The 24,871-nt window shown below is 63.2% G+C and carries 24 protein-coding genes; 12 read left to right on the plus strand and 12 right to left on the minus strand.

Translation table 11 applies throughout. The features are described 5' to 3' along the window. The first annotated feature begins 5 nt into the window (after positions 1–5). Positions 6–464 (plus strand): GNAT family N-acetyltransferase, encoded by a 459-nt coding sequence (locus tag Q1A71_RS07025; protein WP_299673447.1) that lies wholly within the window; start codon positions 6–8, stop codon positions 462–464. Next, positions 461–949: an RNA pyrophosphohydrolase gene (locus Q1A71_RS07030; protein ID WP_299673449.1), complete on the plus strand. Its 489-nt coding sequence runs from the start codon at positions 461–463 to the stop codon at positions 947–949. Before Q1A71_RS07025 ends, Q1A71_RS07030 begins: the two co-directional genes overlap by 4 nt. Here Q1A71_RS07030 and Q1A71_RS07035 read toward each other — a convergent pair. Genes Q1A71_RS07035 through nth form a run of 3 tightly spaced genes read right to left on the minus strand, consistent with a single transcriptional unit; the run spans position 946 to position 3,172 of the window. Then, positions 946–1,542, minus strand: coding sequence for a GNAT family N-acetyltransferase (locus tag Q1A71_RS07035; RefSeq protein WP_299673458.1), 597 nt, complete (start codon positions 1,540–1,542; stop codon positions 946–948). The genes Q1A71_RS07030 and Q1A71_RS07035 overlap by 4 nt on opposite strands. Positions 1,543–1,544: 2 nt before the next feature. Further along, on the minus strand, positions 1,545–2,531 hold the full coding sequence (locus Q1A71_RS07040; protein WP_299673460.1) for an adenosine kinase: 987 nt from the start codon (positions 2,529–2,531) through the stop codon (positions 1,545–1,547). After that, positions 2,528–3,172 (minus strand): endonuclease III, encoded by a 645-nt coding sequence (gene nth / locus Q1A71_RS07045; RefSeq protein ID WP_299673462.1) that lies wholly within the window; start codon positions 3,170–3,172, stop codon positions 2,528–2,530. The genes Q1A71_RS07040 and nth overlap by 4 nt, the downstream gene beginning before the upstream one ends. Positions 3,173–3,322: 150 nt before the next feature. Here nth and Q1A71_RS07050 point away from each other — a divergent pair, with 150 nt between their 5' ends. The 4 genes from Q1A71_RS07050 (at position 3,323) to Q1A71_RS07065 (ending at position 6,782) form a co-directional block, all read left to right on the plus strand. Continuing rightward, entirely contained in the window at positions 3,323–4,396 is a 1,074-nt protein-coding gene (locus Q1A71_RS07050) for a Hint domain-containing protein (RefSeq protein WP_299673464.1), read from the plus strand. Positions 4,397–4,466: 70 nt separating this feature from the next. Continuing rightward, entirely contained in the window at positions 4,467–5,333 is an 867-nt protein-coding gene (locus Q1A71_RS07055; RefSeq protein ID WP_299673466.1) for a bifunctional helix-turn-helix domain-containing protein/methylated-DNA--[protein]-cysteine S-methyltransferase, read from the plus strand. A 133-nt stretch (positions 5,334–5,466) separates the two neighbouring features. Next, the gene (locus tag Q1A71_RS07060) at positions 5,467–6,129 is read left to right on the plus strand and encodes an OmpA family protein (protein ID WP_299673468.1); all 663 of its coding nucleotides are present in this window, start codon (positions 5,467–5,469) and stop codon (positions 6,127–6,129) included. Between the two features lie 110 nt (positions 6,130–6,239). Then, positions 6,240–6,782 (plus strand): NAD(P)H-dependent oxidoreductase, encoded by a 543-nt coding sequence (locus Q1A71_RS07065; RefSeq protein WP_299673470.1) that lies wholly within the window; start codon positions 6,240–6,242, stop codon positions 6,780–6,782. A gap of 62 nt (positions 6,783–6,844) precedes the next feature. Here Q1A71_RS07065 and Q1A71_RS07070 read toward each other — a convergent pair whose 3' ends face one another. Further along, the gene (locus Q1A71_RS07070; protein ID WP_299673472.1) at positions 6,845–7,876 is read right to left on the minus strand and encodes an FAD-dependent oxidoreductase; all 1,032 of its coding nucleotides are present in this window, start codon (positions 7,874–7,876) and stop codon (positions 6,845–6,847) included. 63 nt (positions 7,877–7,939) lie between these two features. On the opposite strand from Q1A71_RS07070, the gene mnmD reads away from it, so the two are divergent. Together mnmD and Q1A71_RS07080 are read left to right on the plus strand one after the other, a co-directional pair. After that, complete coding sequence (gene mnmD, locus Q1A71_RS07075) at positions 7,940–8,617, plus strand: tRNA (5-methylaminomethyl-2-thiouridine)(34)-methyltransferase MnmD (RefSeq protein WP_299673474.1); 678 nt, start codon at positions 7,940–7,942, stop codon at positions 8,615–8,617. Further along, a complete protein-coding gene (locus Q1A71_RS07080; RefSeq protein ID WP_299673476.1) occupies positions 8,614–9,483 on the plus strand; it encodes a DMT family transporter in 870 nt (289 codons plus the stop codon). Before mnmD ends, Q1A71_RS07080 begins: the two co-directional genes overlap by 4 nt. Here the strand turns inward: Q1A71_RS07080 and Q1A71_RS07085 are convergent. Continuing rightward, entirely contained in the window at positions 9,448–11,415 is a 1,968-nt protein-coding gene (locus tag Q1A71_RS07085; RefSeq protein ID WP_366140222.1) for a lytic transglycosylase domain-containing protein, read from the minus strand. The two genes, Q1A71_RS07080 and Q1A71_RS07085, sit on opposite strands and share 36 nt — an antisense overlap. Positions 11,416–11,551: 136 nt before the next feature. On the opposite strand from Q1A71_RS07085, the gene dapA reads away from it, so the two are divergent. Beyond that, the gene (gene dapA, locus Q1A71_RS07090) at positions 11,552–12,427 is read left to right on the plus strand and encodes a 4-hydroxy-tetrahydrodipicolinate synthase (RefSeq protein WP_299673478.1); all 876 of its coding nucleotides are present in this window, start codon (positions 11,552–11,554) and stop codon (positions 12,425–12,427) included. Between the two features lie 71 nt (positions 12,428–12,498). On the opposite strand, the gene Q1A71_RS07095 is transcribed toward dapA, so the two are convergent. The 6 genes from Q1A71_RS07095 to Q1A71_RS07120 form a co-directional block, all read right to left on the minus strand. After that, a complete protein-coding gene (locus Q1A71_RS07095; protein ID WP_299673480.1) occupies positions 12,499–13,371 on the minus strand; it encodes a DmsC/YnfH family molybdoenzyme membrane anchor subunit in 873 nt (290 codons plus the stop codon). Continuing rightward, the gene (locus Q1A71_RS07100; RefSeq protein WP_299673482.1) at positions 13,371–14,120 is read right to left on the minus strand and encodes a 4Fe-4S dicluster domain-containing protein; all 750 of its coding nucleotides are present in this window, start codon (positions 14,118–14,120) and stop codon (positions 13,371–13,373) included. Before Q1A71_RS07100 ends, Q1A71_RS07095 begins: the two co-directional genes overlap by 1 nt. Positions 14,121–14,304: 184 nt before the next feature. Beyond that, complete coding sequence (locus tag Q1A71_RS07105; protein WP_299673484.1) at positions 14,305–17,118, minus strand: molybdopterin-dependent oxidoreductase; 2,814 nt, start codon at positions 17,116–17,118, stop codon at positions 14,305–14,307. Beyond that, a complete protein-coding gene (pta, locus tag Q1A71_RS07110) occupies positions 17,115–18,134 on the minus strand; it encodes a phosphate acetyltransferase (protein WP_299673486.1) in 1,020 nt (339 codons plus the stop codon). Before pta ends, Q1A71_RS07105 begins: the two co-directional genes overlap by 4 nt. A 43-nt stretch (positions 18,135–18,177) precedes the next feature. Continuing rightward, positions 18,178–19,956, minus strand: a complete 1,779-nt coding sequence (gene xsc / locus Q1A71_RS07115) for a sulfoacetaldehyde acetyltransferase (protein WP_299673488.1) — start codon at positions 19,954–19,956, stop codon at positions 18,178–18,180. Between the two features lie 71 nt (positions 19,957–20,027). Continuing rightward, a complete protein-coding gene (locus Q1A71_RS07120; protein WP_299673490.1) occupies positions 20,028–21,524 on the minus strand; it encodes a PLP-dependent aminotransferase family protein in 1,497 nt (498 codons plus the stop codon). A 350-nt stretch (positions 21,525–21,874) separates the two neighbouring features. Between Q1A71_RS07120 and ppk2 the strand changes: the two genes are divergently transcribed. Together ppk2 and Q1A71_RS07130 are read left to right on the plus strand one after the other, a co-directional pair. Beyond that, complete coding sequence (gene ppk2, locus Q1A71_RS07125) at positions 21,875–22,765, plus strand: polyphosphate kinase 2 (protein ID WP_299673492.1); 891 nt, start codon at positions 21,875–21,877, stop codon at positions 22,763–22,765. 18 nt (positions 22,766–22,783) lie between these two features. Beyond that, complete coding sequence (locus tag Q1A71_RS07130; protein ID WP_299673494.1) at positions 22,784–23,023, plus strand: YdcH family protein; 240 nt, start codon at positions 22,784–22,786, stop codon at positions 23,021–23,023. 66 nt (positions 23,024–23,089) lie between these two features. On the opposite strand, the gene Q1A71_RS07135 is transcribed toward Q1A71_RS07130, so the two are convergent. Then, a complete protein-coding gene (locus tag Q1A71_RS07135; RefSeq protein ID WP_299673496.1) occupies positions 23,090–23,353 on the minus strand; it encodes a YMGG-like glycine zipper-containing protein in 264 nt (87 codons plus the stop codon). 177 nt (positions 23,354–23,530) lie between these two features. On the opposite strand from Q1A71_RS07135, the gene Q1A71_RS07140 reads away from it, so the two are divergent. Beyond that, on the plus strand, positions 23,531–24,871 hold the full coding sequence (locus tag Q1A71_RS07140) for a hypothetical protein (RefSeq protein ID WP_299673498.1): 1,341 nt from the start codon (positions 23,531–23,533) through the stop codon (positions 24,869–24,871).

The following is a 24,871-nucleotide window of genomic DNA, read 5'->3' on the forward strand; positions in this document are numbered from 1 at the left end:
AGATCATGATCAGATGGGCGAGGCCTGCGGATGCGGATGATTTGGGCGCGGTCTTCTTTGCAGCGGTCCGCGAGGGGCCAAGCCCCTACACCGAGGCGCAGCGCGCTGCGTGGTTGGAGGCGCCGCCGCAGGGCCAAAGCTGGGCTGACCGGCTGGCGCCCTTGGATGTGGCGGTGGCAGAGGTGGAGGGGGCGGTCGTGGGCTTCATGAGCATCGAGCCGGGCGGCTACATCGATCTCGCCTTCATCCGGCCTGAACATAGGGGCCGTGGGCTGGTCCGGCAGCTGTTCGACCGGGTCGAGGCCCACGCGCGGGGCGCGGGTGAGGCGCGGCTCTGGACCCACGCGAGCCTTATGGCGCAACCGGCCTTTCGGGCGATGGGCTTTTCGACTATCCATCACGAGACGGTGGTGCGGAACGGCGAGAGCCTGCAGCGCGCCAAGATGGAGAAGACACTCGGATGACCCCCGAAGAGATCGAAAAGCTGCCCTACCGGCCGTGCGTTGGTGTGATGCTGGTCAATCCAATGGGTCAGGTCTTTGTCGGACAGCGCCGCGACAGCCCGATCAGCACACCGGCCTGGCAGATGCCGCAGGGCGGGATCGACAAAGGTGAAGCGCCGCGCGCCGCAGCGCTGCGCGAACTCTGGGAGGAGACCGGGGTGACTGCGGATCTGGTCGAGGTGGAGGCCGAGAGTGCGCAGTGGCTGCCCTATGAGCTGCCGCATGATCTGGTGCCGAAGCTTTGGAAGGGCCGCTATCGTGGGCAGGAGCAGAAGTGGTTTCTGATGCGGTTCCAGGGAGATGATAGTCAGATCAACATCGAAACGTCGCATCCGGAGTTCTCCGTCTGGCGCTGGCTGGACGCGGGCGCGCTGGTTGAGAACATCGTGCCGTTCAAGCGCGATGTATATGCGGCGGTGATGGCCGAATTTGGCGAGCGGCTCTAGGGCCGCAGCATCGGCACATGCGGCCCGGCCGTTTCCGGCAACACCCCCAGCAACCGGGGGTCGTCGGCAATCTCGATGGCTTGTTTCACCGGTTTGAACCCGACATGCTGGTAGAATCCCAGCGCCTGCGGGCTGTCGATGGTGCAGGTGCGCAGGTGAAACCGGGAGATCGGCTTGGTCCAGGCGCGCTCAATCGCCTGATTGATCAGATAGCGGCCGGCGCCTGTTCCGATCAGCTCCGAGGCGAGGCCGAAGTATTCCAGTTCGCAGGCGCCGTCTTCGCGGAAGTCGAGCTCCATCAAAGCGAGGTCCACCCCGTTGCGCGTGAGGGTATAGATCTCGACGCCCGGGTCGGCGAGGATGGCTTCGAGCGCGCTGTCCTCGAGCATCAGCCGCCCGAACCACAGCCAATCCATCCCGCCCACGCGGGTGAAAATGTCCCGATACCAATCCAGATCAGGCGTCACACGCCGAAACGCCACACCGTCCGGCAGTGCGCCCGCTTTCATGGCGGGCTTGGCGGTCATTTCCAGAAAGGTGACCACCACCGTAACCTTGCCCGCGGGCACGTCGTGAAACCCGTTTTCCAGCATGGTCAGGCGAGGCCTTCTTTTTCGAACACCTTCATCATGTCGGTCTGCGGGCGGGGGCCGACGTGGCTGATCACCTCCGCGGCACAGAGGTTGCCCATCTTGGCGCAGACCTCCAGATCGCGGTTCGTCGCGAGGCCGTAGAGGAACCCGGCCGCGAACTGGTCGCCCGCACCGGTGGCATCGACGGGTGTGACCTCCTGGACGGGCACATCGACCCGGCGCCCATCGCCAAGGACACTGACCCCATCCCCGGACCGGGTGGCGATGACCAGCGGGCAAATCTCGGTGGTTTTGGCCAGTGCCGTTTCGAAGTCGGTCTGGAAGAGCGACTCGATCTCATGCTGGTTGCCGATCACATAGTCGAGGTCGTTCTCGATCAGCGACAGGAAGTCGGCCCGGTGACGCTCCACGCAGAAGGGGTCGGAGATGGCGATACCCGCCATCCCGCCGCCTGCCTTAGTCGCGCGCGCGGCCTCGCGGAAGGCCGTCTTGCCCGCGTCATGGTCGAAGAGGTAGCCTTCGAGGAACATGATGCGCGCGTTGCCAGAGACGGCGGGCGGTACGTCCGCCGAGGTCAGGCCCGTTGAAATGCCGAGATAGGTGTTCATCGAGCGCTCCCCATCGGGCGCCACGAAAATCATGCTGCGCGAGGTGGGGACGTCACCGTTCTCCACCGGAGGGTTGACGAAATCGATGCCATTGTCTGTCATCGCGCTGGCGTAGAAATGCCCTAGCGCATCGTCGCGCACGCGCCCGATGAAGGCCGTTTGCAGCCCCAGCGCACCCACACCGGCGACCGTGTTCGCGACAGCTCCGCCGGGCGTTTGCAACCGGTCGTTCATGGAGGCGTAGAGCGTCTCCGACCGGTCGCGATCTACCAGCTGCATGATGCCCTTCTCAATGCCCATAAGGTCGAGAAAGCTGTCATCGGCATGGGTGATGACGTCGACAACGGCGTTTCCGATGCCGACAAGCTGGTAGTGTTTCATTCTGTTTTGTCCTCGAATGGGCAGAGATCGCGGATGATGCAGGTGGGGCACAGCGGCTTGCGCGCCTTGCAATGATAGCGCCCATGCAAAATCATCCAGTGGTGGGCGTGCAGTTGGAAATCGGCGGGGATGTTGTCTTCGATGGCGCGCTCGACCGCCTCGACGGTCTTGCCAGGCGCAATGCCGGTGCGGTTGCCCAGCCGGAAGATGTGGGTGTCGACGGCCTGCGCCGGGTGCTGCCACCACATGTTCAGCACCACATTCGCGGTTTTGCGCCCCACACCCGGCAGCCCCTGCAGCGCGGCGCGGCTGTTGGGCACCTCGCCGCCGTAATCATCGACGAGGATCTGGCTCAGCTTCATCACGTTCTTGGCCTTCTGGCGGTAGAGCCCGATGGTCTTGATGTGCTCCGTCAGCCCGTCGATACCCAGATCGAGCATTTTCTGCGGGGTGTCGGCGATCTGGAAGAGCGCGCGCGTGGCCTTGTTCACGCCCGCGTCTGTGGCTTGTGCGCTGAGCGCCACCGCCACGACGAGCGTGTAGACATTCACATGCTCAAGCTCACCCTTGGGTTCCGGATCGGCCTCCCGGAACCGCGTGAAGATCTGACGGATGGTGTGATAATCGAGCTGCTTTGCCATCCGGACGGTATGCGGCCTTTCCCGCGCATGGGCAAGACCGCGGGCGGGCGATCCCTAAAATGCGTGTCAAAACCCGACGTATTTTTCAGCAGTATCTTCACCCTGATCTGCGAGGGTGGCCGGGCAAATATTCTCACGCAGGTCTGTGCAATGCCTACAAGTTCGTTTTACGGCTACTCTTCGGAAGCACTGGTCTACAATGCCAGTAACGGGACCTTCACGCTTGATCCGAACTACGACTTCACGACCGATCGGGTGTTGTTCCAGATCACTGATGATGATTCCTCGCTCGACGGTGACGAGCACAACAACGAGGTGGGGGAGGATGCCAATCAGACCGGTGTTGTGACCCGCCCAGACGGCACGCAGATCGGATCGGGGCAAATCTATGGTGAGGAGTATGCCATCCTCCAGGCACCCGATGGATCTTATGTGACCATCGACCGGATCGAAATCGCGGGCGTCAAGATGGGGTATGTGCCGTCCGAGCCCCTGACACCGGGTGTGACCTACACCTATGTGGGTGGCGACGACATCGACAACAGCCTGCAATCGCAGGGCGGTGCGGACACACGCCAGACCTACACCCAATACGAACAGCAGAGTGTGCCGTGTTTTGGGCCCGGCACGATGATTCGCACCCAGAACGGCGAGATACCGGTCGAGTGGCTCGAGACGGGCGACATGGTTCTGACCCGCGATCACGGGTATCAGCCGATCATCTGGATTGGTCGGACCAAGCTGCCACCGACCTATTTTGCGCAGTATCCCGACGAGCGGCCAATCTGCATACCGGCAGGGGCGCTGGGGCCCAACGCACCGACGCATGATCTGCATGTAACGGGGGATCATCGCCTGCTGCTCAACTCGGCCGAGGCGCAGATGCTCTATTTCTCCAATGAGGTGCTCGCACCGGCCAAGGCTTGGGTCGATCGCGGGCGCGCGTTTCAGACGACGCCTCTGCAGCACTATACGCTCACACATATCGCCTGCGCGCATCATGAGGTGATCCTGGCACAGGGTGCGTGGGTCGAGACGATCTTCACCGGGCCGGAAACACAGCGCAGGCTATCGGCATCGGATGCCGCGCGGCTGGCCGCCGCACTCGGACCTGACGGGTTCGACCAGTCGACCGCACGCCCCTGCCTCACGCGGACGGAAGCGCGGCTCCTCATAGATCGGGCTCCGGACATCTCGGACAATCTGCTGCTGAAAACGGCCTGAGGCGGGAACCCGGCCAAGATCCCGCAGGTTTCGGGTCGCGCGACGGAGCGATAGCCCCTAATTTGCGGGTATGACACAGCATCAGACCCTCCCGAACCAGACCGAGACCTCCTATCACTATCAGGTGGTGCGCCGCGCCATCGATCTCATCGACCAGGCCGACGAGCCGCTGTCGCTGGATCAGATCGCCGACCAGATGGGGATGAGCGTCGCCCATTTCCAGAGGATATTTTCCCGCTGGGTCGGAATCTCGCCGAAACGGTATCAACAGTATCTGACCCTTGGTCATGCCAAGACCCTGTTGCGGGATCGGTTCACAACCCTCGAAGCTTCCCACGCGGTCGGTTTGTCGGGCAGCGGGCGTCTGCATGATCTGTTTGTGCGGTGGGAAGCGATGAGCCCGGGCGAATTCGCCCGCGGCGGCGCGGGGCTGACGATCTTCTGGGGCTGGTTCGAAAGCCCCTTTGGCCCCGCCGTCGTGATGGGCACGGAGAAAGGCATCTGCGGTATGGGATTCGCGGCGGAGATGGGGGAAGACGCCGCGCTGCGCGACCTGCTCTCGCGTTGGCCGAAAGCGGAGTTCGTTGAGGACCCCATGATGCTGCGGCCTTGGGTGCTTCAGGCCTTCGGCGCGGGGGATGGCACGCTGGAGCGGGCGCCCCTGTTCCTCATTGGTGCCCCCTTCCAGATCAAGGTTTGGGAGGCGCTGTTGAGCATCCCCTCCGGTCATGTGACCACCTACTCCGAGATCGCGCAAGCCATTGGCAAGCCTGCGGCCGTTCGCGCAGTGGGGACGGCGGTCGGGCGAAATCCGATCAGTTGGCTGATCCCATGCCACCGCGCCTTGCGCAAATCCGGTGGTTTGGGCGGTTATCACTGGGGGTTGCCGATGAAGCGCGCCATGCTGGCCTATGAAGCGGTACACGCGGAAAATTGATCCACCACAGCGGGCGGCGGGTTGCCGCCCAGCCTTTTTCCCCTTGGTTTGGGGTGGAACCCCCGCCATATATACTGCGTTCAACCAAGATGCCCCGCCCGAACGGGGCCGCAGCTATTGAAGGCAGACCGCTATGACATTTCTGAAAACCCCGCTGATCGTGGCCGTTTCGGGCGCGCTTGTTCTGACCGCCTGTACGGACCCGAACCAGATCGGCGCCAATTCCAACAACCCCAAAGCCCAGCGCGGCGCGCTGATCGGCGCGGGCGCGGGCGCGCTTGCTGGCGCGCTGTCCAGAGGCGACGGCAACCGCGGGGACGGCGCGCTCGTCGGGGCCGTGATCGGCGGCGCCATTGGCGCGGGCATCGGATACAATCTCGATCAGCAGGAGGCCGAATTGCGGCGCCAGCTCGACAACGATGTCGTCATCACCAACACGGGTGATCGCCTGATCCTCAATCTGCCGCAAAGCATTGTCTTTGCCACGGACAGTTTCTCCGTTCGGCCCGATCTGCAGGACGATCTCTTCTCGGTTGCCGCAAGCTTGAACAAGTACCCGCAGTCGACCGTTCAGGTCATCGGACATACCGACAGCGACGGTGACGCAGGTTATAACCAGCAATTGTCCGAACGCCGGGCCACGGCTGTGGCCAACGTACTTCTGAACGCAGGTGTGCCCAGCGCCCGTGTGCGGACTTTCGGGCGCGGCGAGAACCAGCCCATCGCCAGCAACCTGAACGCAGCCGGCAAGGCCCAGAACCGGCGGGTCGAGATCGTCATTCTGCCTACGGCCTGACGCATCACTCATTTATTGCCGCAAGAGCCCCGCATTTGCCGCCGGGGCTCTTGTTTTTTCACAACGGGGCATCAGGGTAAGCCCAAACACTGGCTGAAGGGACATGGATCATGGCGAAGTACACGGTTTTGGGGTTGTCAGGATCGCTGCGCAAGGCGTCGACCAACACGATGTTGCTGCGTGAGGCGGCGCGGCTATTTGGTGACTGTGAGTTTGAACTCGCCGATCTGCGCCTGCCGCTCTACGACGGCGATGCCGAGGCCGCCGATGGTGTGCCTACCGCAGTGCAAACGCTCGCGGATGATATTGCTGCGGCTGATGCGGTGATCATCTCCACGCCTGAGTACAACAAGGGCCCGTCCGGTGTGCTCAAGAATGCGCTGGATTGGGTGAGCCGCACCAAAGGCCGACCCTGGGAGGGCAAACCGGTGGCCGTCATGTCCGCCGCTGCGGGCCGAGCGGGCGGTGAGCGGGCTCAGATGGTATTGCGAGGGTTCATGGTGCCGTTTCGCCCCGTGATACTGCAAGGGCCGGAGATTCATCTCGCCGACAGCAGCAATCAGTTCGATTCCGATGGGCGGCTGACCGGCGAGATCTATGTCCGGGAGCTCTCCGCTTTGATGCAGGCCCTGCGCGCCGAGGCGGATCGCTGAGCGCTCGGAACCGGGTTGGTCGGCAAGTCGGACTGGCTCACGGCAGATGTGTCCCCGCTAGGTCACAGCGATGCAGCGATACCGAACGCCTCGGGGATCTCGTTGATCCCGTCGAGAACCAGATTCGCCATCACATCCGCGACCTTTGGCGCCATGCCGAAACCGATTTTGAACCCGCCATTGGCAATGAAATGGCCAGGTCTTCCGGGCCAAGGCCCAAGCATAGGTGCACGGCTGCGCGTGCGCGGGCGCACGCCAGCCCATCGCTCGAGCACCGGGGCCGAGGCGAGCACGGGCACGGCACCGCGGGCCTTCGCGATGACCGTGTCCAATTGCGCATCGGTGGCGGTGGGGTCGTCGTAGTCACGCTCTGAGGTTGATCCGACTGCCACGGTTCCGTCCTGATGCGGGATAATGTGAACACCATCTGCAAAGATTTGCGGCGCACCACGAGCGTCGAATTCCAGCAGTGCGGCCTGGCCTTTCACGCCGTTGCCGATCTGGCGTGTGTGCCCTCGATTGAGGTCTGCCAGCCCAGCGACACCCGTGGCCCAAATGACCGCGCCTGCGGAGCTGCCGTATCGTTCGACCGTCACTCCTTTCGATGCGAGCGCGGCGCCCAGTGCGACGCAGGCGTGTCGCGGGTGCAGATGCGCGCTCAGCGTGTCGCGGATAAGCCATCCCGTGGTGGAGATCGGGCTCCAGCCTGCGTCCGGCGCGCGTTCCACTTGCCACCGGGCGTGATCGGCCCAGAGCTTGGTTGCGCTGTTGGCGCGTTGATGCGCCAATTCCAGGCTGCGTGCGTCTGAAATGGGTTGCAGGCGCCCCGTCCTTGCGTAGCCAGCGCTTACCCCCCCGGCGGCTTCAACGTCGGACCAGAAGGATTCGGCGCGCAACAGGCTGTCGAGCTGGAACGCCTTTTTGGCATTCCAGTTCTCCGGTACGTGCGGCGCCAAAGCACCAACAAGGCCGCCGCTGCTGCCTGCGCCAAGTCCATTCGGATCAATCACGGCAACACGCGCACCGCGCTGCAGGCAGGCCCAGGCAATCGACAGGCCGAAAATGCCCGCACCGCGGACGGTGATATCGGCCATTGCCAAAGGTTCTGCTCTCCCTCAATGTCGCGGCAGTTTCCCGGTATGATATAAGGCGGATCCGTGCAGAACCAGACGGCAGATGTGTCTTGGAGGGCAAATGGCGTTCCGGTCTCCGTGCGGTTTGATGATCCCTATTTCAGCCTGGACGACGGGTTGGCCGAGACGCGGCACGTCTTTTTGCGCGGCAACCGGTTGCCCGAGCGGTTCGAGGACGGATTTCATATCGCCGAGCTGGGTTTCGGGACGGGGCTGAGTTTCCTCGTGACACTTCAGGCGTGGCGCTTGGCAGGTATTTCCGGCCACCTCATGTTCACCAGCTTCGAGGCGTTTCCGATGGGCAGGGATGACGTGAGCGCGGCACTTGGAGCGTTCAGCGATCTGGCAGATCTCCGCGAGCATTTGACCAATCACTGGCGGCCCGAAGGCGGCCGGTTCCAGATCGCGCCTGATGTGACTCTGGAGATTGTCGTTGGCGATGCCCGGCAAAGGCTGCCGAACTGGAACGGATGCGCCCATGCGTGGTATCTCGACGGTTTCTCGCCTGCGAAGAACCCGGAGCTTTGGGAGGCCGATCTGATGCGCGCGGTCGCCGCACATACTGCGCCGGGCGGGACGTTCGCCACCTACACGGCCGCCGGCTCGGTGCGCCGGGCGCTCGACGCGGCCGGGTTCGACGTGCAGCGGGTGCAGGGCTTTGGCCGCAAACGGCATATGAGTGTCGGCACGTTGCGGGCATGACACAATCCAGCAATACCCGGCTTGGCGTCGCACTGATGTTGGCGACGACCTTTGTCTTCGCGCTGCAGGATGGCATCTCGCGGCATTTGGCTGATGCCTACAATGTCTACATGGTGGTGATGATCCGCTATTGGTTTTTTGCTGCTTTTGTGATCGCCGTTGCTGCGCGACAGGCGGGCGGGGTGCGTGTGGCGGCGCAGACCCGCCAACCAGGTTTGCAAGCGGCTCGGGGTGTCCTTTTGGCGTTGGAGGTCTGCGTGATGGTCACCGGTTTCACGCTGCTGGGGCTGGTCGAGAGCCATGCGGTGTTTGCCTGCTACCCCTTGCTTGTCGCGGCGCTGTCCGGTCCCGTCCTCGGTGAGGCCGTGGGTTGGCGGCGGTGGGCCGCGATCGGCGTTGGCTTTGTCGGCGTGATGATCATCCTCCAGCCGGGGGTTTCTGTGTTCAACCCGTACGCGATTGTGCCGCTCGCAGCGGCTTTCATGTTTGCGCTCTATGGATTGCTGACGCGCTATGCGGCGCGTCAAGACAGCACGGCCACAAGCTTCTTTTGGACCGGGACTGCCGGGGCCGCGACCATGTCGGTGATCGGCATCTGGTTCTGGGAGCCGATGTCAGGGGGCGATTGGGCTTGGATGGCCCTGCTTTGCGTCACAGGTGCGGCGGGGCATTGGCTGTTGATCCGTTGCTACGAGGTGGCGGAAGCCAGTGCCGTCCAGCCGTTTGCCTACTTTCAGCTGGTCTTTGCCGCGGCCATTGGCATCTCTGTCTTCGGCGAGAGCATCCGCCCGAATGTTGCGCTTGGCGTCGTTGTGATTGTCAGTGCGGGGCTATTCACCCTTTGGCGCGAACGCCAGCAGCGTTGAGCCTTCCAATTCTTCGAGGAAGGGCACCGGCAGCGGGTCTTTGCCAAGTCGCGCGCGGTAGATCGGCAGGCTTTCGGTGACGCGCATCACATAGTTTCGGGTTTCGCGAAACGGGATGTGCTCGATCCAGTCGATCATATCGACATCGCTTCTCCGCGGGTCACCATAGGTGATCATCCAGCGGTCTGGCCTGCTTGGACCGGCATTGTAGCCTGCGGACATCATCACCACATTGCCGCGGAAACGTCCGGCAAGGCCCGCCAGATAGGCGGCGCCGAGCTCAGCGTTGTAAACCGGATCATTGATCAGCCGCTCGGTGCTGTGACCACTGCTGCGCCCAAGAGCTGCGGCGACCTCGCGCCCGGTTGCAGGCATGATTTGCATCAGCCCACGCGCGCCGACACCGCTTTGAACCCCGGGGTCGAATTCGCTCTCACGACGGGCGATGGCCAGCAGCATCTCGGGTGCCATCGGCAGGCTCCGATCCGCGAGAGGATGCAATGGATAATACCCACGTGGGACAACGACCGCCCGGCGTGCCGTACGCTTGCCGATCATGACAGCCAGATGAGGTTGGTCCATGTCCAACGCGGCCTCAGCGAGCAAGGCTGCGGTGTCACGGTCGAGCGATTCCGCCAGATGGGTCCAGAACCGTTCGGCAAGATTGAGCTGGCCGGAGGCCTGCAAAAGCATCCCGGCGATGAAGACAGGGTCATCGGCCAGCGGAGATGTGCGCCATTCGCCCGCGACCGTCTCAGCTGCCAGCGCATCATCGAACGGCAGATCGGCCCGCTCTGCAGCCAGTAAACCGTAAAAGGATGTCTGGTATTGCGCCGCATCGGTGTAGGCCTGATCGGCGGCGGCGACATCGCCCATGGCTTCCAGGGCGCGCCCGCGCCAGTATCCGGACCTGCCCTTGGAAATAGGCGAGCGGACGGCGGCATCGTGATTTCGGAAATGCTGCAACGCCGTTTCAGGCTCGTTCAGTTTGCGCAGCGCGATATACCCGGCCAACCATTCCAGATCGGCGTAAGAGGACCCGGAGGTCAGAAAATGCCGCGCTGCAAGCTCATAGGCCCGCTCGGCCGAGCCGTCCCGCATTTCATCCCGTGCCATGGAGCGTCGGCGGTTGGCCCAGGCTTCAGGCTCGCCCAAAGCCTCGGCACTGGTCGATGTCGCCCGCAAAAGGGCCTTTGCATCGTCCCACCGACCCTTACGCGCGCGCCAGACAAACCGCTCATACTGGAGCCCGGGGGTGTTGGCATGGCTTGCCGGGACTTGGGCGATCAGCGCATCGACCCCGTTGGCCCGACCCCGGAGTGCGATCCGTGCCTTGGCCACCGCCACATCGGCCTTCGAGACGAGATCGTACATGCGGCGCGCGTTCTCGAATGCGCCGTCCCACAGCATCGTGTCGAGCCGGGTGCTGTGGTGGGGTTTCAGCAATGTCGCATGGCTTGCAAGATAGAGCGCCTGCGCGGTGCTGCCCATTGGCATGTTCTGCCAGGCTCCTACCACAAGCGCGTCGGCGTCGGCCTGCGCCCCCGAACGCGCGAGCGCTTCTGCATGGCGTAACACACCCTCTGGTGTTTGTGCGGGGACCGTATCGAAGAAGGCGATGACCTCCGAATCCGGGCGCGCAATCACCACCCGTTCGGATTGCTTGCGCAGGTAAGGCTCACCCGGCCAATCGGGTCTGCGCGCAAGAAATGCAGTAACATCCTGGTATGATCCGCGCCCTGCCCGCAGCCGGTTCCACTCGATGATATCCGCTGCGACGGCACCATCGCGCGCGGCGATTTTTGCGGCTGTCGCCCAATCGCCATCGCGCATGGCGTCCATCGCGTGCGCCAGGGGACGGGGGCGATCCGCGGCCGCCGCGGCCGCCATGGAGAAAATCAAAATTAGCGTCGTCAGCCACAGTCTGATCACTTGCAATTCCCAGCGTTTGAGGGCTAGAGCCTCTGATACATAGAAGCGCGGTTCTGTGCGATCAAATCACGATTGTGCTGAATCAACGGTTAATCTCAGGCCATTTGCCGGCCAAAAAAGAAAAAGGAGCGTGCACATGTTCAAAGGCTCACTGCCTGCCCTCGTCACGCCGTTCAGGAACGGCGAGCTGGATCTTGAGACATTGAAAAAACTGGTGGAATGGCACATTGGTGAAGGCTCGAATGGGCTCGTTCCGGTGGGCACAACCGGCGAAAGCCCGACGCTGACCCACGGCGAACATGAGATTGTGGTCGAAGAAGTTGTTAAGGCCGCCGCCGGTCGCGTGCCGGTGATTGCGGGCGCCGGTTCCAACAACACCGTCGAAGCAATGCGGCTCGTGCGCCACGCGGAAGAGGTTGGGGCCGATGCGGCGCTTGTCGTGACGCCTTACTACAACAAGCCGACGCAATCGGGGCTGCTGGCGCATTTCACGGCGCTGCATGATTGCGCCGAGCTGCCGATTATCATCTACAACATTCCAGGGCGCTCGGTCGTGGATATGTCGCCGGAGACGATGGGCGAGCTTGCCAAGCTGCCAAGGATCGTCGGTGTGAAAGACGCCACCGGTGATCTGGCCCGTGTGAGCGACCAGCGGATGACCTGCGGGCCCGATTTCGTCCAGCTTTCGGGTGAGGATGCCACGGCTCATGGGTTCAATGCCCAGGGTGGCGTCGGTTGTATCTCGGTCACCGCCAATGTGGCGCCGAAGCTTCTGAGTGAGATGCAAGCCGCTTGCCTGGCGGGCGACTATGCCACGGCACTTGGCATCCAGGATCGGTTGATGCCGCTGCACAAGGCCATCTTCACAGAGCCGGGGCTGGTGGGCGTGAAATACGCGATGTCGCAGCTGCGGCTTTGCTCGGATGAGGTGCGCTTGCCGCTTGTGGGGCTGTCCGATGCCACCCGCGCGCTGGTCGACGACGGGCTGCGCCATGCGGGGCTTCTGAACTGAGCGCTGGGTTCAGCGAAACGCAAACGGGCGTGGATATCTCCACGCCCGTTTTGTTTTGCGCCGAGTTGCGTTTAGCGCTTGCCGTAATAGAGGCCGACCACATGCTCGGCTTCCGCGAAGAAGAGCCAGCGCGCGGTGAGGACCCCGGCGATGTGGCTGAGGATCGCGAGCACTCCGAGAACATGTGAAAACGGCAGGGCCAGAAGGATGATGGGCGCGATTGTCATCAGGCCAAGTGCAATCACTCGCAGCTTCTGGCTGTGTTTGCGGCCGATCACATGCACGAACTCCTTAAGCAGGTAATTCGTGCCGGTGTGCGGCGGCTCGAAAGCGCGGACATGGCCGATGTTTCCCAACCCGGTCGCTGTCGCCATATTGGTGCCCGACGCGTTGAGTGCCTTGTCCCCCTCGACCCAGGTGTAAAGCTGCACAAGCCCCGCGATCACCAGCAAAACAAGGGCGATGGAGACCTGCCCGGCCAAGAGCGCGCCGCCCGCCAGTGACAGCGAGAGAAACTTCACAGGCGTCAGCTTCATGTTCCAGCGCGGGATGGTTTTGAGCTGGGTGTAGATCATCGACGTGGTGAAGACCGTGGCCATGGAAAAGAGTGCGCCGAGGAGCCCGAGCACGGTCCAGCGGGCGTCGAAGAACACGAGGCCGAGGCCATAGAGCCCCATCAGCACCAGCGCGCCGACGGCGCACCAGGCCTCGCGGCTGAGCCAGCTGGAGCGCCACTGGGTAAAGGCCTTGATCGCCCGTTCGGGGCGGCCGAGGTGGAAGGTGGAGGCCATGAGGCCACCCACCGCCATCAGGTAGGCGATTGCGAAAAAGGCAAAGGCCGTCCAGCCTGTCACGCCAGGGAACCCAAGGCCGAGGAAGAACAAGAGGCCAAAGCCCAAACCACTGAAAGTCGTAAAGAAAATGACGGAAGGGGCGGGGTGCATCAGAGTTTCTCCAGGGTCTTGTCAAGCCAGCCTAGGAAGCCTTTGGGTTCCTCTGCGACAGGCTCGAGGAAGGGGGCGAGCACGTCGAATTCGGGCATCTCGTCCTTGGGGCGCGGGGGCAGGTATTTGTTCACCGGTTTGGTGCCCTGTTCGGGCATCAGGTCCATACCGCCGCGCTCAGCGACGAGTTTGCTGACATCGCTGTTTTCATCGCCCAAGTCGCCGAAATGGCGCGCGCCGGCGGGGCAGGTGCGGACGCAGGCAGGCTGGCGATCTTCTTCGGGAAGGTTCTCGTTGTAGATCCGGTCCACGCAGAGGGTGCATTTCTTCATCACACCCTCGGCCTGGTCGAGCTCGCGCGCGCCGTAGGGGCAGGCCCAGGCGCAGAGGCCGCAGCCGATGCAGTTGGATTCGTTGACCAAAACGATGCCGTCTTCGACACGTTTGTAGCTGGCGCCGGTGGGGCAGACGGTGACGCAGGGCGCGTCTTCGCAGTGCAGGCAGGACTTGGGGAAGTGGATGAGTTGGGCGGCGGCATCGCCCGGCGGTTGCACCTCGTAGGAGTGAACGCGGTTGAGGAAGGTGCCGGAGTTGTCAGCGCCATAGGCGTTCTGATCGGAGAGCGGCGCGCCGTAGTTTTCGGTGTTCCACCCTTTGCAGGAGATCACGCAGGCGTGGCAGCCGACGCAGGTATCGAGATCGATGACGAGCCCCAGTTTCTTGTCGGTTTTGGCTGGCAGAGTGGTCATGTGCGGCCCCCTGAATTGGTCGTCGGTGTGGCGTCGGTATCGCGTCGGTAAAACGTCGGTATTACGTCGGTGCGCGGCGTGCGTTGGCGTAGGAGAGCGTTAGAGTCTTTTATGAGGGGGCTCCGCCCCGCCGCGGGCCCGTGGCCCGCGGCCCCCGGAGTATTTGGGGAAAAATGAAGGCCGGTCATGTGCCGACCTTCCAGGTCAGGTCTTTCGGGCCCTGGCCGACAGGGGATTTGATCGGGGCGAAGCCGGGTTGGGATTCGGCGGGGGCTGCGGCTTTTTCGATGCGGACCTTGAGGTCGAACCAGGCGGCCTGGCCGGTGATCGGATCGGAGTTGGCCCAGCGCAGCCCGTCGCCCTTGGGCGGCAGCAGCTCGTGGATGAGGTGATTGAGCAGGAAGCCGCGGGTGGCTTCGGGCGCGTTTTCTTCCAGCGCCCAGGCGCCCTTGCGTTTGCCGATGGCGTTCCAGGTCCAGATCGTGTTGTCGTTGAGGGCGGCCATCTCCAGCACCGGCACGGTAATCTCGCCGTGGGGGGACGTCACTTTGGCCCAGTCGCCGTCGCTGAGGTTGTTTTCGCGCATCAGCCTGGTGGGGACGTAGAGCGGGTTGTGCCCGTGCAGCTGGCGCAGCCAGGCGTTTTGCGAGCCCCAGGAGTGGTACATGGCCATCGGACGCTGGGTTAGGGCTGTCACGGGGTAGTCGGCGGCGTGGTTGTCCTCCTCCGAGGAATACCAGATCGGCAGCGGGGACATGGTGTCTTTGATGCGCGCGCGCAGGTGGTCGGGCGGTTGCCGGTCGCCATGACCCTCGGCCGCGAGCTGGAACTTGCGCAGGGGCTCCACGTAGAGCGAGAAGAGGTAAGGCGTGGGCTTGTCGTAGATCCCGATGTTCACTGCCCAGTCCTGATAGGCCATGTTCCACGGCTTGTAGTAGTTCGATCCGGCGGGGATGTGTTCGACGAAGAAGCCGCCGTTCGCGATGTATTGGTCGAGCTGCTTGGGGTTCACGGCCCCGCGCCCGGCCTGATCGCCGTTTTCGCCGCGAAAGCCGGCCAACGGCCCGATGCCGGGGCGGCGTTCGTGGTTCACGATGTAATCGCCGTAATCGGCGTATTTCTGGCTGCCGTCTTCTTTCACGAAACCGGGCAGGTTAAGTTTCGCGCCCAGCTCGCAGAGCATGGACTGGAAGCCCTTCACGTCGCGATCCGGCTCGATCACCGGCCAGCGGATGGCGTCGGCGGCGGCATCGGCCTCGCAGATCGGACGGTCGAGCAGCGAAATGCAGTCGTGGCGTTCCAGATAGGTGGTGTCGGGCAGGATCAGGTCGGAGTAGGCGACCATCTCGGAACTATACGCATCCGAATAGATAATCTTGGGGATCACGTAGTCGCCGTTTTCGTCCTTGTCGGTCAGCATGTCGATCACGCCACGGGTGTTCATGGTCGAGTTCCACGACATGTTCGCCATATACATGAAGAGAACGTCGATCTTGTAGGGATCGCCCGCGTAGGCGTTGGAGATCACCATATGCATGAGCCCGTGGCTCGACATCGGGTTTTCCCAGGTGAAGGCCTTGTCGATGCGGGCGGGGGTGCCGTCCTCCTTCAGCGCGAGGTCTTCGGGGCCATGGGTGAAGCCCAGATGCGGGCCGTTGAGCGGTGCGCCCGGGGTCAGGCCCACGTGGGGTTTGGGGTGGGCGGTGGCGGGTTTCGGGTAGGGCGGCTTGAAACGGAAGCCTCCGGGCACCTCGACGGTGCCGAGGAGGATTTGCAGCGTGTGCAGCGCGCGGCAGGTCTGGAAGCCGTTGGCGTGAGCGGAGATGCCGCGCATGGAGTGGAAGGAGACGGGGCGGCCGATCATTTGCGCGTGCTTTTCGCCGCGGAAGTCGGTCCATTCGTGGTCGAGGGTGAAGGCTTCCTCGAAGGCGACGCGGGCCAGTTCTGCGGCGATGGCGCGGATGCGTTTCGCGGGGATGCCGCAGCGGTCGGCGACGTTTTCCGGCGTGTATTGTTCGTCGAGATACATCTCGGCCATCTGGTGGAAGACCGGGCGGTGGGTCTGGCCGTCTTTCTCATAGGTGGCGGCAAGATCGGGCTTTACTCCGGGCTGGTCGAAGGGGGTGAGCTTGCCCGTGGCGCGGTCGATGACCAACTCCTTGCCGTTTTCGTCGCGCATTAGCAGACCGTGGTCGGCGCCGCCGGGGTTGTTGATCACCAGCACCGGGGCGTTAGTGTACTGGGCGAGGTAGTGCAGGTCAATCTTGCCGGCTTTCATCAGGCAGTGGATCATCGCGAGGATAAACAGACCATCGGTGCCGGGCGTGATGCCGACCCAGTCGTCGGCCACGGCGTTATAGCCTGTGCGGATCGGGTTCACGCCAATGACCCGCGCACCGCGCGCCTTGATCTTGCCGATCCCCATCTTGATCGGGTTGCTGTCGTGATCCTCGGCGACGCCGAAGAGCATGAAGAGCTTGGTGTGGTCCCAATCGGGCTGGCCGAACTCCCAGAAGGCGCCGCCCATGGTGTAGATGCCCGCCGCGGCCATATTCACAGAGCAGAAGCCGCCGTGGGCCGCGTAGTTGGGCGTGCCGAAGTTTTGCGCCCAGAAGGAGGTAAAAGACTGAGACTGGTCGCGCCCGGTGAAGAAGGCGAGCTTTTCGGGGTTGCTCTGGCGCACAGGCTCCAGCCAGTCGGCGGCGATTTGCAGCGCCTCGTCCCATTCGATTTCCTCGAATTCGCCTGAGCCGCGTTCGCCCACGCGTTTCAGCGGCTTGCGCAGACGGGACGGCGCGTTGACCTGCATGATGCCCGCGGAGCCCTTGGCGCAGAGCACGCCCCGGTTCACCGGGTGATCCTTGTTGCCTTCGATATAGGCGACTTTCCCGTCCTTCATGTGCACGTTGATGCCGCAGCGGCAGGCACACATGTAGCAGGTGGTCTTGCGCACCTCGTCGGAGACTTTCGGGCTCAGGTCGATGACGGGCTGATTCATGGGAAAGCTCCTGATGGTTGGCGGGCGACCTGAAGGGTGGTCACTGCGATCATATTGGCGACATCCTCGGCGGTGCAGCCGCGCGAGAGGTCGTTGGCGGGTTTGGCGAGGCCTTGCAGGGTCGGGCCGATGGCCTCGGCCCCGCCGATGCGCTGGGCGATCTTGTAGCCGATGTTGCCCGCGTCGAGGGTGGGGAAGATCATCACATTGGCCTGGCCTGCGGTGGGAGAGCCGGGGGCTTTGCTGGCGGCGACTTGAGGCACGAAGGCCGCGTCGAATTGCAGCTCGCCGTCGGCCTTGAGGTCGGGGTGGTTGGCCTTGAGCAGGGCGGCGGCCTCGGCGACCTTGTCAACGGCCGGGTGTTTGGCAGAGCCCATGGTGGAGAAGGACAGGAGTGCGACCTGCGGCTCCACGTCCAGAAGCTGGCGGCAGGATTGGGCCGAGGCGACGGCGATGGCGGCGAGTTCGTCGGCTGTGGGGTCGATGACCAGCCCGCAGTCGCCGAAGATCATCGCGTCACGGCCCGAGGGATGGTTTTCGGGCAGGGCCATGAGGAAGAAGCTGGAGACAAGCGGTGCATCCTTGGCCTTGCCGATGACCTGCAGCGCGGCGCGCACGGTGTCGGAGGTGGTGTGGATGGCGCCGCCGACGGTGCCGTCTGCGTGGCCCTCGCGGACCATCATCGCGGCAAAGACGAGCGGGTTTTGCACCTGGGTCTCCGCGATCTCGGGGGTGACCCCTTTGTGCTTGCGGAGCGCGTGGAAGGCGGCGGCCAGATCGGCGGTGAGCGCCGAGGTCGCAGGGTCTTCGAGGGTGATATTGGGATGGTTGGGCATGCCTGCCGCGACAAGCTGGGCGGCGATGTCATCCTTGGGGCCGACGAGGGTGATCCGGGCGGTCCCGGCAGTGACGGCGGCAATGGCGCCGGCCACGATCCGGGGATCGTGGCCTTCGCTCATCACGATATGGGCAGGCCGGGCGGCGGCGCGTTCGGTCAGTTCGCGCAGCACGCTCATGGCCTGAGCCCTTCTTCTATGCGGATGCTGGATGGCACCCGGATCAGACGGTCTGCGGACGCATGTCGTCTTTGCTGATGCCAGCAACTTCGACGGGCTTCTTCATGGCATCCCGGCGGAACGGATCGCCCAGCTCCTGGTTGATCATGGCTTCAATGAGCGTGGTCACACCGTTCTCCATCTGGTCCTTGATGGCCTGGTTCAACGCGGCGGTCAGCTCTTCCTGTGTGCGGGCGACCACACCTTTCAGACCGCAGGCATTGGCGATCCCGGCGTAGGAGACCTGCTCGTCCAGCTCAGTGCCGACGAAGTTGTCGTCGAACCAGAGTGTGGAGTTCCGCTTTTCCGCGCCCCACTGGTAGTTGCGGAAAACGATTTGTGTGATCGCAGGCCATTCGCCGCGGCCGATGGCTGTGAGTTCGTTGACCGCGATGCCGAAGGCGCCGTCACCGGCAAAGCCCACAACCGGCACATCCGGCTGGCCGATTTTCGCACCCACAATCGCAGGCAGGCCGTAGCCGCAGGGGCCGAAGAGGCCGGGGGCCAGATACTTGCGGCCCTCCTCGAAGGACGGATACGCGTTGCCGATGGCGCAGTTGTTGCCGATGTCGGACGAGATGATCGCCTCGACCGGAAGGGCTGCCTGGATGGCGCGCCATGCCATGCGGGGGCTCATCCAGTCGGGTTTGGCCTTGCGGGCCCGCACGTTCCAGTCGGTGCCGGGATCGTCCTGCTCGTGGGTGAGCGAGGTCAGCTCCTGCGCCCAGGCGGATTTGGTCTGGGCGATGTGGGCCTTGCGCTCGGCACGGCCTTCGTCACCGGCGGTGTCGCTCAGCTGTGCGAGGATGCCCTTGGCCACTTTGGCCGCGTCACCGACGATGCCGACGGTGACCTTCTTGGTCAGGCCAATGCGGTCTGGGTTGATGTCGACCTGGATGATCTTGGCATCTGCGGGCCAGTACTCGATGCCATAGCCGGGCAGGGTCGAGAACGGGTTCAGGCGGGTGCCGAGGCAGAGCACCACGTCAGCCTCCTTGATCAGCTGCATGCCTGCCTTGGAGCCGTTGTAGCCCAGCGGGCCGGCAAAGAGCGGGTGGTTGCCCGGGAAGGCGTCATTGTGCTGGTAGCCTACGCAGACCGGCGCTTCGAGCTGCTCGGCCAGTTTCTTCGACGCCTCGATGCCGCCTTTGGAGAGGACCACGCCGGCACCGTTCAGGATGACGGGGTTTTTCGCGTTGGACAGCAGCTCAGCCGCTTTGGCGACAGAGGTTTCGCCGCCCGGGGAGGCTTCGAACTCGATGGGATCGGGGATCTCGATGTCGACCACCTGGGTCCAGAAGTCGCGGGGGATGTTGATCTGCGCGGGGCCGGAGAGGCGCTTGGCCTTGGCGATCACGCGGGTCAGCACTTCGGCGACGCGGGTCGGGTCGCGGACCTCTTCCTGATAGGCGACCATGTCCTCGAAGAGCTTCATCTGCTCGACTTCCTGGAAGCCGCCCTGACCGATGGTCTTGTTGGCGGCCTGCGGGGTGACCAGCAGCAGCGGCGTGTGGTTCCAGTAGGCGGTTTTCACAGCCGTGACGAAGTTGGTGATGCCGGGGCCGTTCTGCGCGATCATCATCGAGACCTTGCCGGTGGCGCGGGTGTAACCATCGGCCATCATGCCGGCGGAGCCCTCATGCGCGCAGTCCCAGAAGGTGATGCCGGCATCGGGGAAGATGTCGGAGATCGGCATCATGGCGGAGCCGATGATCCCGAAGGCATGTTCGATGCCATGCGCTTGCAGCGTTTTGACGAAGGCTTCTTCAGTGGTCATTTTCATGCGGTAGGATCCTTGATTGAACAGTGGTGATTCTGGCTTGTGGGTTACTTAGAGGGTTGCGGCTGGCGTCGTTAGGGCCAGTTGATGGCTTCGCTTAAGCCCAGATGGGCCATATCGCGGATTTCATTGGCGACAATGTCGATGCCCTTTGCAATCCGGGTCGCGGGGATCGAGGAATAGGCGAGGCGATAGTATGTCTTGGGGCGGGCGGGGCCGGAAAAGAAGGCGTGGCCGGGCTCGATCAGCACGCCCTTGGCCTGCAGGCGGCGGGCGAGCTCCTGCGTGTCGACAGCCTCGGGCGCGCGCATCCAGAAGGAGGAGCCGCCATAGGCGCCCTGGCCCGCGATCTGCAGGCCGTGCGCGGTGAGCGCCTTGGCCATGACCTCGCGCCGGTCGTGCAGGGCGGCCCCCATGCGACGAATGAGCGCGTCGTGGTGCCCGAGCGACAGGAAATAGGCCGCGGTGCGCTGCACGTGGCCGGGCGGGTGACGCAGCACGGAGGCGCGCAGCGCGCGGGCCTCGCGGATGAAGGGTTCCGAGCCCACCAGGTAGCCCAGCCGCAGCCCTGGAAAGAGCGATTTCGAGAAGCTGCCCACATAGATCACGCGGCCTTCGGTATCGAGGCTTTTCAGCGCAGGCGAGGGGCTTTTGAGAAAGGACATCTCGAATTCATAGTCATCCTCGACGATCAGCGCGTCCATATCGGCGGCGCGTTCGAGCAAATCGTGCCGGCGGTGCATGGGCATGGTGCCCGTGGTCGGGCACTGGTGGCTGGGGGTGGTGAAGATGACATCGGTGTCGGGCGGGATCGCGTCGGGGGGCATGCCATCGGCGTCCACGCGGACCGGCGTCATGTGACAGCGGGATTGGCTCAGGATGTCTCTAAGCGCGTGATAACAGGGGTCTTCCAGTGCCGCGCGGCGGCGTTGGGTGAGCAGCACCTGCGTCGTCAGCCAGAGCGCGTTCTGCGCGCCCAGGGTGATCAGGATCTGTTCGGGCCGGGCAGCGATGCCGCGCCGGGGCAGGGTGTGCCGCGCGATGAACTCGATGAGCTGCGGGTCGTCCTGGTCATAGTAATCGGTGGTGAGCGCGGTGAAATCCTTCTGCCCCAGCGCCTTCAGGGCACAGAGCCGCCAGTTGGCGTGATCGAAGAGTGCGGGGTCGGCCTGGCCGTAGATGAAGGGATATCGGTAGCTGCCCCAGTCGGGCGGCTTGCGCACTGTGTCCCCGCCCGAGAACTTCTGGCCGATCGCGCGGGTCCAGTCGACCGCATCGGGGCCCACTTCGCTGGGCGCGAAGGCGGGCGGCACCGGCGCGTTGTCAGAGACGAAATAGCCCGAGCGCCCGCGCGATGTCAGATAATCATTGGCGAGCAGTTCGGTATAGGCGATGGTGACGGTGATCCGGCTGACGCCGAGGTGGGTGGCGAGCTTGCGTGTCGAGGGCAGTTTTTCCCCGCGCTGGAAGCGGCCCGAGAGGATGCCCTGTGCGATCATCTGCTGGATCTGCGATTGCAGCGTTCCCTGCGCCTCGGGATGCAGAAAGAATGTCTCGACGGGCAGCGCCATGCGGTGAGCCTATACTGGATATAGACTGATCGCAATCTGGCCTTAATCAGGCGCGAAATGCCTGATCACTCCTCCCATATGCCCAGTCTGTTTTTTGACCAATTCAACGATTAATGAAACCGTGGGTATCATTAATGCGCATCTATTGCAAGCGCTGTCATGCGGTATGGGGTCTGTCGTGCGTCGGTCTCGTGTCGTTCCACATCGGTGCGCCGCGCAGGGAGGGGTAAGCATCTGTTTTTGCTCTGCGGGCGGGGTCTGCGTGATTCCGATGCTGGCTTTGATCCATGTCAGAGACAACGGCGTTTTGAGGGCGCAGACAACCCACGCTCCAACAGAAGGATATTGTTATGAAAGATACGGTACTGGACAAACCAGCCCCGGATCCCGCCGCCACTGCGGGGTTTGAGCAGGACGACTACCCCTATGACAAGAAGATGGATCGCGGCTGTTACGAGGCTGAAAAGGCTGCGCTGCAGGTTGAGTTGCTGAAGGTGCAGCACTGGCTGCATGAAACCGGGCAGAAGGTGGTGATGCTGTTCGAGGGGCGCGATGCCGCTGGCAAGGGCGGCACCATCAAGCGCTTCATGGAGCACCTCAACCCCCGCCAGGCGCGCGTCGTAGCGCTGAATAAGCCCACGGACGAAGAACGCGGCCAGTGGTTTTTTCAGCGCTACATCAAGCATCTGCCCACGGACGGCGAGATCGTGCTCTACGACCGCAGCTGGTACAACCGGGCGGGCGTGGAACGGGTGATGGATTTCTGCGCGCCGGGCGACTATCTGGAGTTCATGCGCCAGACGCCGGAATTCGAGCGGATGCTGACAAGGTCGCGCATTCATCTCTTCAAATACTGGTTTTCGGTCACCCGCGACGAACAGCGGGCGCGGTTTGCATCGCGCGAGACGGACCCGCTCAAGCAGTGGAAGCTGTCACCCATCGACCGCGCAAGCCTCGACAAGTGGGATGACTATACCGAGGCGAAGGAGGCGATGTTCTTTTATACGGACACCGCCGACGCGCCCTGGACGGTGATCCGCTCGAACGACAAGAAGCGGGCGCGGCTGAACTGCATGAAGCACTTCCTGTGCAGTTTCGACTATCCGGGCCGCGATGAGAAAATCGAGGTGACGCCCGATCCGCTGATCGTGCGGACGGCGAGCAATGTGGTCCATTCGGCGGATCACATTCTGGCGTCCTCACTGCACCCGAAGGCGCGCCGCAAGACGGCATCCGTTTGAAACAGGAAGGAGATCACCATGTCGCATACACCGCATGAATTGGCCGAGGAGTTTCCGGAGCATGTGCAGGCGATGAGCCTGCTGAAGACCAACGACGCGCGGTTTGCCAAGCTGTCGGAAGCCTATCACGAGATCAACCGGGCAATCCACAGGGCGGAGACCAATGTGGAGCCGACCGATGACTTTCACTTTGCGGAGATGCGCAAGGAGCGGTTGCGTCTGAAAGACGAGATCGCTGGCCTACTGACGCAGGCCTAGCGGAGCAGGGGGGAGCCCGCAGGCGGGGCCGGGGCTTTGGCCCCGGCCCCGCCTGCGGGCGCCGCCTCAGGGGCAGGCCGCCGTATAGCGGGAGCCGTCCGGGTTCTGGTAGATACAGTTGCGGCTGCCGGGGCTGGTCGGACGGACCAGCTGGTTGCCGGCGATCGCGCCTGCCGCGGCGCCAACCAGGGCGCCCCGGCCACGGTCGTTGTCATCCAGGGCATAGCCCACCGCAGCACCGCCGAGGGTGCCCGCGATGGTATTCTGATCCTGCGTGGCGCAGGCCGAGACTGCCGCAATCAGGGGCAGTGTGATAACAAACTTACGCATGAACTTACTCCTTTTCGTATCCTCATAACGCTCAGGCGCGGGCGTGGGTTCCGAGCCGAGAAGCCTGCAGCTCTTTCGCGCGCGGAAAGCCGCCGAGCCGTTGCCTGTACGATTTGCTTTTGGTCCTTGGGCCCCGCTGTGGCAGGCTGAGCCGGATGAGGCTCAATTGGGGGTGTGATGTCGCGTCATTTGTCGTTCTGGATCGGGTTTTTTGCCGCGGCCCTCGTGATCGTCCCTGTGGCCGTCGGCGCCTGGGGCGTTACGCAGGGGTTTGCCCGCGACTGGGCTGCAACCTTCTTCATTGTCATATGCACCATTGTTGGCCTCTTGGTGATCGGTCTGCTGTTTCGCGGGGTGATCCTGCGGCGGCTCACGGGGCGGGCTGAGGCGACGGTGGAAGACATCTCGTCCACGCTGATTTCGGGCGTGTCGGCAGCGGTTGCGCAGGACCGGGCAACGGCGGAGCGCGAGGCGGACAAGCTCGCCCGCGTGGTGCTGGGCTGGTACGCCTGGTCGAACTTCTACCGCTGGGTGATTGGCACGGCACTGGCGTTGCTGCTGGCCTTTGCGTCTTTCACGGGGACCGTGCTGCTGTTCGAGCAGATTGCGAAGCTGGAGGATCAGACCCGCGTGATGCAGGCCCAGCAGGAGCTGATGGACGCGCAGACGCGGTTCATGGAGAGCCAGACGCTGCGGTTGCAGGAGCAGACCGAAGCGGCGGCGATGCAGAATGAGATCATGACGCTGAGCCTGGTGAACCAGCTGCGCGATCAGATGCTGGCGTCGATCGAGACCCAACCCTTGGGGGACTGGCTACGGTCATTCGGGTTGGCGGGCGTGGATGAGCCGATTGTGAGCTATGTGACGGAGCGCGAGGCCTGCGGGCTCGGGTTCAATCAGGATCACTTGCTGCACTCGCAACCCAGCACGGCGACGCTGGGTGCTATCATTGAGCTGACAAAGAGCGATGCCTTAGGCGGGCGGGTCATCGACGCATTGCGGCTATTGACGCAGGATCGGAACGGGGGTGTGGTCTTGGGCGCGCTACTCATTCTGGATAAGATCGGCCAGCCTTATCTGGAGAGTGAAGTGCATCTGCGCAGCGTGATGATCACCGATCCTGTGTTTCTGAGCGATCAGGCGTATCGACTCGTATTTCAGGCCTCGTATGTGCCAGCTCTGTTCTGCGGGGCGTGCCATGTCCATGTCGGAACGTCGGTCTTTTTCAAACGCAGACAACATTCGCTGTCGGGTTTCGGGAACGTCGCTACCCGCCCGGACCCGGAAAAACCTCTGAATGGGATAACTGTGCTACACCGCGCCGATGGCATCCCACCAGACTGGACCGGTGTTCGACTAAACAAAGGCCCCCATCTTTCTGATGATTTCAGCGCATGGCTCACACAGCAAGAGCCTGGACCGGTTTGCCAAGAACTCGTGTCATTAGCTCGGATCAACCCTTTGATAATACCGATGGCGCCGGGTGCGTCCCCCGCGCAGGGCGCGGAGGACAGATAG

This window comes from uncultured Roseobacter sp., assembly GCF_947493125.1.
Lineage (GTDB): Bacteria > Pseudomonadota > Alphaproteobacteria > Rhodobacterales > Rhodobacteraceae > Roseobacter.